Source organism: Streptomyces sp. M-16 (assembly GCF_052114405.1).
Lineage (GTDB): Bacteria > Actinomycetota > Actinomycetes > Streptomycetales > Streptomycetaceae > Streptomyces.
Genome location: NZ_JBFRER010000114.1, coordinates 25026 through 31719, shown reverse-complemented (window position 1 = coordinate 31719; position 6694 = coordinate 25026). Strand labels below are relative to the sequence as shown.

The 6694-nt window shown below is 73.3% G+C and carries 4 protein-coding genes and 1 tRNA gene; all 5 read right to left on the bottom strand.

Annotated elements, in window-relative coordinates:
* Nucleotides 1-160 precede the first annotated feature (160 nt).
* A complete protein-coding gene (locus AB4039_RS34175; protein WP_442272589.1) occupies nt 161-769 on the bottom strand; it encodes a helix-hairpin-helix domain-containing protein in 609 nt (202 codons plus the stop codon).
* A 950-nt stretch (nt 770-1719) separates the two neighbouring features.
* Nucleotides 1720-2565, bottom strand: coding sequence for a DegV family protein (locus tag AB4039_RS34170; protein ID WP_266838964.1), 846 nt, complete (start codon nt 2563-2565; stop codon nt 1720-1722).
* Between the two features lie 61 nt (nt 2566-2626).
* Nucleotides 2627-3358: a hypothetical protein gene (locus tag AB4039_RS34165; protein ID WP_442272588.1), complete on the bottom strand. Its 732-nt coding sequence runs from the start codon at nt 3356-3358 to the stop codon at nt 2627-2629.
* A 122-nt stretch (nt 3359-3480) separates the two neighbouring features.
* Nucleotides 3481-6354, bottom strand: a complete 2874-nt coding sequence (gene leuS / locus AB4039_RS34160; RefSeq protein ID WP_442272587.1) for a leucine--tRNA ligase — start codon at nt 6352-6354, stop codon at nt 3481-3483.
* Between the two features lie 134 nt (nt 6355-6488).
* Nucleotides 6489-6561: transfer RNA gene (locus AB4039_RS34155), tRNA-Ala, on the bottom strand.
* Nucleotides 6562-6694: the final 133 nt, after the last annotated feature.

Genomic DNA, 6694 nt, shown 5'->3' with positions numbered 1-6694 from the left:
GCCAGCAGCAGCACCCCCGCCACGGCCACCGCCAGCCCCGCCCCGGCGGCGGTCCACGCCCCGGGCAGCCCGAGCGCGAGGGCGGCCGCTCCCCAGGCGGCCACCGCCGGCCCCGCCAGCCGCAGGTCCACCGCCGCGGCCCCACCCTGCTCGGGGGTGCTCACGGCCGCACCAGCCCGCGCAGGTCGGCGAACCGGCGCTCGCCGATGCCGTCGACCTGCCGGAGGTCCTCGACGGTGCGGAAGCCGCCCCGGGCGGTACGGAAGTCGACGATGTGCCGGGCGAGCACCGGGCCGACCCCGGGGAGCCCGTCCAACTGCTCGACCGTGGCACTGGCCAGGCTCAGCGGGCCGGGGCCCGGTCCGGCGCCCCCCGGGCTTCCCGGGCCGCCCCGACCCGGCTGCGCGGTGGCCCCCACCAGCACCTGCTCGCCGTCCACCAGGATCCGGGCGCGGTTGAGCCCGGTGGTGTCGGTGCCGGGCACCACTCCCCCGGCGGCGGCCAGCGCGTCCTCCACCCGCGAGCCGCCGGGCAGCCGCCGCACCCCCGGTTCCCGGACCCCCCCGCCGACGTCCACCACGATCCGCGCCCCTCCCCCGACGGCCGGGGCGCCCGCGGCCGAGGGCGGCAAGGACGGCGAGGACGGCATGGACGGCATGGACGGCGGGGCGACCACCGCCGGGGCCGTCACCGGCGACGGACGCCCGGACCAGTACTGCTGGGCGGCGAATCCGAGCGCCGCGACCAGCACGACGGCAACGGCCGCCACCGTCCGCGGCTCCATCCCGCACCGGGCCTGCACCCACACCGGCATCCGCTCCCGCACCGCCGGCCACCGAGCCCCCGCACCGGCGCCCCTCGGCCCGGCCGGCGTGCCGAGCCCCTCCACCGCCCGGACGACCGGCTCCACGGGCCCGACCGGCTCGTCCGACCCCCCGGGCACCCCTCGCCCAACGGGCACCCGGGGCACCGACCGCTCCGCAGCCGCCAGAGACACTCTCCGCACACGAGGCACTCTGGGCACCCCATTCGCCCCGGTCACCTCAGGCCCCACCGGCTCGACCAGTCCCACCGAACCTGCTCGGCCCACCAGCCCGGCCGGCCCCGTCCGCTCCACCGGCCCAGCGGATGCCCTTGCCGCCCCCGACGCCACCCCCGCGGCAGCCTCCGCCGGCCCCGCCACCTCGGGCCAGGCCCGCGGATAGGCGCCCAGCCACGGCTCCGCGTCCGGCGGCGGATCGGCCACCCGCCCCGGGACCTCCACCCCGGTCCCGTCCCCCGACCCCGACCGCGACCGCGAAGGCCGCTCCGACCCCTGCTCCGCCCGAGGCCGCGGCTCCGGCTCCGGCTCCGGCAGCACCCCGGCCCCGGGGTTCGCCCCCTCCGCCCCCGGCGTCGGCCGCGGGTTGCCCGCCAGCAGGGCCTGCGCCCGGCGCCGTACCGCCGCGGGGTCCGCCCGGGGCCTCGACCCGACCCGGCCGTCGGAGCCACGGCTCCGCCCTGGCCCGGCACCCGGCCCGCGAGCACCATTCGTGCCACCCCCGCCCCGCAGGGCAGCGTCGTGACCGACCACCACTTCAGAAGCCCCGGAACGGCGCGAGGCACGCATGCGAAGAGTCATGCCACGACGCTAGGACCGATCCCCGGTCGCCGTTCGGAGTCGCCGATTCCGGTGGACGGAGCGCCCGTTGTGGACAACTCCGCCACCCGTTCCGGTGATCAGCGGGGCGACACGACCGCCGCCAGCAGCCCCGGCCCGGTGTGCGCGCCGATCACCGCTCCGACCTCGCTGACGTGCAGCTCGACCAGACCCGGGATGCGCTCGCGGAGCCGCTGGGCGAGCTTCTCGGCCCGCTCCGGGGCCGCGAGGTGGTGCACCGCGACGTCGACGCTCCGCGTCCCGGCCCGCTCGACCGCCAGCTCCTCCAGACGTGCGATGGCCTTGGAGGCCGTCCGCACCTTCTCCAGCATCTCGATCCGCCCGCCGTCCAGCGTCAGCAGCGGCTTGACGGCCAGCGCCGACCCGAGGAGGGCCTGCGCGGCCCCGATCCGGCCGCCCCGGCGCAGGTAGTCGAGGGTGTCCACGTAGAAGTACGCCGCCATCTCCCCGGCCCGCTTCTCGGCCGCGGCCACGGCCTCGTCGACGGAGCCCCCCGCGTCGGCCGCCTCCGCCGCGGCGAGGGCGCAGAAGCCGAGGGCCATCGCGACCATCCCGGTGTCGACGACGCGGACCGGGACGGGGGCCGTCTTGGCCGCGACCACAGCGGCGTCGTAGGTGCCCGAGAACTCCGCGGACAGGTGCAGGCTCACGATGCCCGTCGCACCGGCGTCCGCGGCCGCCCGGTAGGCCCGTACGAACTCCTCCGGACCCGGGCGGGAGGTGGTCACCGCCCGGCGCTTCTGGAGGGCCACGGCGAGGCTGCGGGCCGAGATCTCCGTGCCCTCTTCGAGGGCCTCGTCCCCCAGGACCACGGTCAGGGGGACTGCGGTGATTCCGTGCCGCGCCATCGCCGGTGGGGGCAGATAGGCCGTGGAATCGGTGACGATCGCGACATGGCGGGACATGAGCCGGAGGTTACCGCCACAGCGGTGCATCCGGCAGCCCGGCCCTCGCCCGCCCCTCCCTTCAGGTGGTGGCCTCCGGCCTGGGCGTCTTCTGCCAGGGGTAGTGCGTCACCGGGGTGGACGGGTTCAGCGCCGCCGGGCGCGGCCCGGCGGCCGGAGCCCCACCACCGGCAGCAGCCCCGCCGGCGGTCCCACCGGCTTGTGCCGCGGCCTCCGCCGCGGCCGCGAGGTCGTCCACCGACTCCCGGGACCAGTCCCGCAGGGCCCCCGACTCGACCTCGATCTGCTCCGACAGGGCCGTGAGGTCGTCCTCCGCGAACCGGCGGGCCCGGTCCCGCGCGGCCCACCGCAGCGAGTCCGAGGCCTGTTTGATCTTCGCGGTGCGTTCCCGCAGCTCAGGGAGGCCGTCGGCGATCCGCCGCCGGTCCGGCTCCTGCTCCAGCCGCTTCAGCTCCTCGTCGAGCTCGTGGCCGTGCGCGCTCAGCCGCTCGAAGAGCCCGATCGACTCCTTCAGCGAGCTGTCCGTCTGCACCCCCTGGTACAGCGCCTGCTGCGTGGCCCGCATCGAGGTCCGCAGGTCCAGCCGCAACTGCGCCAGGGCCCCCGCGACCCCGACCTGACCGAGGCTCTTCGCCTTCAGGGTGGTGTCCTCGACGGTGCGGCGGGCCTGGGTGATCGTCCGGTCCACGCCGCGCTTCGCCGCGCCGACCACCTTCACGGTGGCCCACACGCCCAGCCCCAGAAAGGCGAACAGCACCAACAGGGCAAAGATGATCAAAGCGCCCGCCTCCATGAGGTTTCCTTCCTCCGCCGTCCGTCCCCTTCCACCGTAAACGCCAAGGGCAGGTCGGGGGTTCCAAACGAACCCCCAACCTGCCCGTACGGGATCTCCCCCATGGCGGGGGTCCACTCGGCTCAGATGACGATGTTCACCAGCTTCGGCGCGCGCACGATCACCTTGCGGATCTCGGCGCCGCCCAGGGCCGCCACGACGGCCGCGTCCGTGACCGCCAGCTGCTCCAGGTCTGCGTCCGAGATGGCGGGCGGCACCTCCAGGCGCGCCTTGACCTTGCCCTTGACCTGCACCACGCAGGTGACGGTCTCGTCCACGACGTACGCCGGGTCCGCGACCGGGAAGTCCTGGTGGACCACCGAGTCGGTGTGGCCCAGCCGGCGCCACAGCTCCTCCGCGATGTGCGGCGCCAGCGGGGCGACCAGCAGCACCAGCCGCTCGGCGACCGAGCGCTCCAGCGGCCGGCCCGCCTTCGTCAGGGTGTTGTTCAGCTCGGTGATCTTGGCGATGGCAGTGTTGAACCGCAGGCCCGCCATGTCGCCGCCGACTCCGTCGATCGCCTTGTGCAGGGCTCGCAGGGTGTCCTCGCCCGGCTCGCCGTCCACGACGGTGACCGCGCCGCTCTCCTCGTCGACGATGTTGCGCCACAGGCGCTGCAGCAGCCGGTACTGGCCGACCACGGCACGCGTGTCCCACGGGCGCGAGACGTCCAGCGGGCCCATCGCCATCTCGTACAGGCGCAGGGTGTCCGCGCCGTACTCCTCACAGATCTCGTCGGGCGTGACGGCGTTCTTCAGGGACTTGCCCATCTTGCCGTGCTCGCGCTTGACGGGCTCGCCCTGGTAGAAGTAGCCGCCGTCGCGCTCCTCGACCTCGGCCGCCGGCACGTACACGCCGCGCGCGTCCGTGTACGCGTAGGCCTGGATCATGCCCTGGTTGAACAGCTTGTGGAACGGCTCGGCCGAGGAGACGTGACCCAGGTCGAACAGGACCTTGGACCAGAACCGCGCGTACAGCAGGTGCAGGACCGCGTGCTCGGCCCCGCCGACGTACAGGTCGACGCCACCGTGGGGAGCGCCCTCGCTCGGGCCCATCCAGTACTGCTCGATCGCCGGGTCGACCAGGGCCGAGCCGTTGTTCGGGTCCAGGTAGCGCAGCTCGTACCAGCAGGAGCCGGCCCAGTTCGGCATGGTGTTGGTCTCGCGCCGGAACGCGCGCACCCCGCGGCCGTCGCCCAGGTCCAGCTCGACGTTGACCCACGCCTCGTTGCGGGACAGCGGGGTCTCCGGCTTGGAGGTCGCGTCGTCCGGCTCGAAGGTGCGCGGCGAGTAGTCCTCGACCTCCGGCAGTTCCAGCGGCAGCATCGACTCGGGCAGCGGGTAGGCGACGCCGTCCTCGTCGTAGACGATCGGGAAGGGCTCGCCCCAGTAGCGCTGGCGGCTGAACAGCCAGTCGCGCAGCCGGAAGTTGACGGTCCCCTCGCCGATGCCGCGTCCGGAGAGCCAGTCGGTGATCGCGGCCTTGGCCTCGACGACGCCCAGGCCGTCCAGCGAGACGCCCTCGCCCGTCGAGTTGACGATGGTGCCGTCGTACGAGGTGAACGCGTCCTCCCACTCCAGCGGGTCGGCGTCCCGGTCGTCCGTGGGCTGCACGACGCAGCGCATCGGCAGCTCGAAGGCGCGCGCGAACTCGAAGTCGCGGCTGTCGTGCGCCGGGACGGCCATGATCGCGCCGGTGCCGTAGCCCATCAGCACGTAGTCCGCGATGAACACGGGGACCAGGTCGCCGCTGACCGGGTTCGTCGCGTACGCACCGGTGAAGACGCCGGTCTTGTCCTTGGCCTCGGCCTGGCGCTCGACGTCCGACTTGGCGGCGGCCTGCTTGCGGTACGCGTCCACCGCCTCGCGCGGGGTCGCGTTCCCGCCGGTCCACAGCTGGTGCGTGCCCTCGGGCCACTCGGCCGGGACGATCTTCCCGACCAGGTCGTGCTCGGGCGCCAGCACCATGTACGTCGCGCCGAACAGCGTGTCGGGGCGGGTCGTGAACACGGTGATCGCGCCGGCGTCACCGACGGAGAAGTCGACGCGCGCGCCCTCGCTGCGGCCGATCCAGTTGCGCTGCTGCAGCTTGATGGCCTCGGGCCAGTCCAGCGCGTCCAGGTCGTCCAGCAGGCGGTCGGCGTACGCCGTGATCCGCATGTTCCACTGGCTCAGCTTGGCCTTGAAGACCGGGAAGTTGCCGCGCTCGGACCGGCCGTCGGCGGTGACCTCCTCGTTGGCCAGTACGGTGCCCAGCCCGGGGCACCAGTTGACGGGCGCGTCGGAGGCGTAGGCCAGCCGGAAGCCGTTCAGGACGTCGGCGCGCTCACCGGCGCTCAGCGCGGCCCAGGAAGCGCCGCCGGGCAGCTCACGGGAGCCGTCCTCGAAGGCGGCGACCAGCTCGGCGATGGGCCGGGCCTTCTTCGCGTCCGCGTCGTACCAGGAGTTGTAGATCTGCAGGAAGATCCACTGGGTCCACTTGTAGTACTCGGGGTCGATCGTGGCGAACGACCGGCGCTTGTCGTGGCCCAGGCCCAGCCGGCGCAGCTGGACCTTCATGTTCTCGATGTTCGCCTCGGTCGAGACCCGCGGGTGCGTGCCGGTCTGCACGGCGTACTGCTCGGCCGGCAGGCCGAAGGCGTCGAAGCCCAGGGTGTGCAGGACGTTGTGGCCGGACATCCGCTGGTGGCGCGCGAAGACGTCGGTGGCGATGTACCCGAGCGGGTGGCCGACGTGCAGGCCCGCACCGGAGGGGTACGGGAACATGTCCATGATGAACTTCTTGGGGCGTGCGACGACCGCCGGGTCACCGGCCAGGTCGCCGGTGGGGTTCGGCGCCTCGTAGGTGCCTTCCGCGTCCCATACGTCCTGCCAGCGTGCCTCGATGTCGGCGGCCATGGCAGCCGTGTAACGGTGCGCCTCGGCCGCCTCGGGGGCCGGGGTGTTCGTCTCGCTCATGATTCCTGAAGCTCCATCGATCGTCTCTGCCGTCTCTGCCCGCCCAAACGAAAAAACCCCTCGCACAGGAGGGGACGCCGCGCCGATGCCGACTCGCTCGAAAGGGTCGATCCGGGTGGCCCGCTTCTTCACTGTGGAGCTAAGGAGAATTGAACTCCTGACCTCCTGCATGCCATGCAGGCGCTCTACCAACTGAGCTATAGCCCCTCGTCTTGCCTGCCGCCCGGCTTCCCGTTTCCGGTTCCCCTTGGCGACGTCCCAAACATTACACGGTCATGGCCCTGGTCCAAAAATCGGTTTCCGTGGAACCCGGGCCATGTCCGATTTAACCCATATCGTC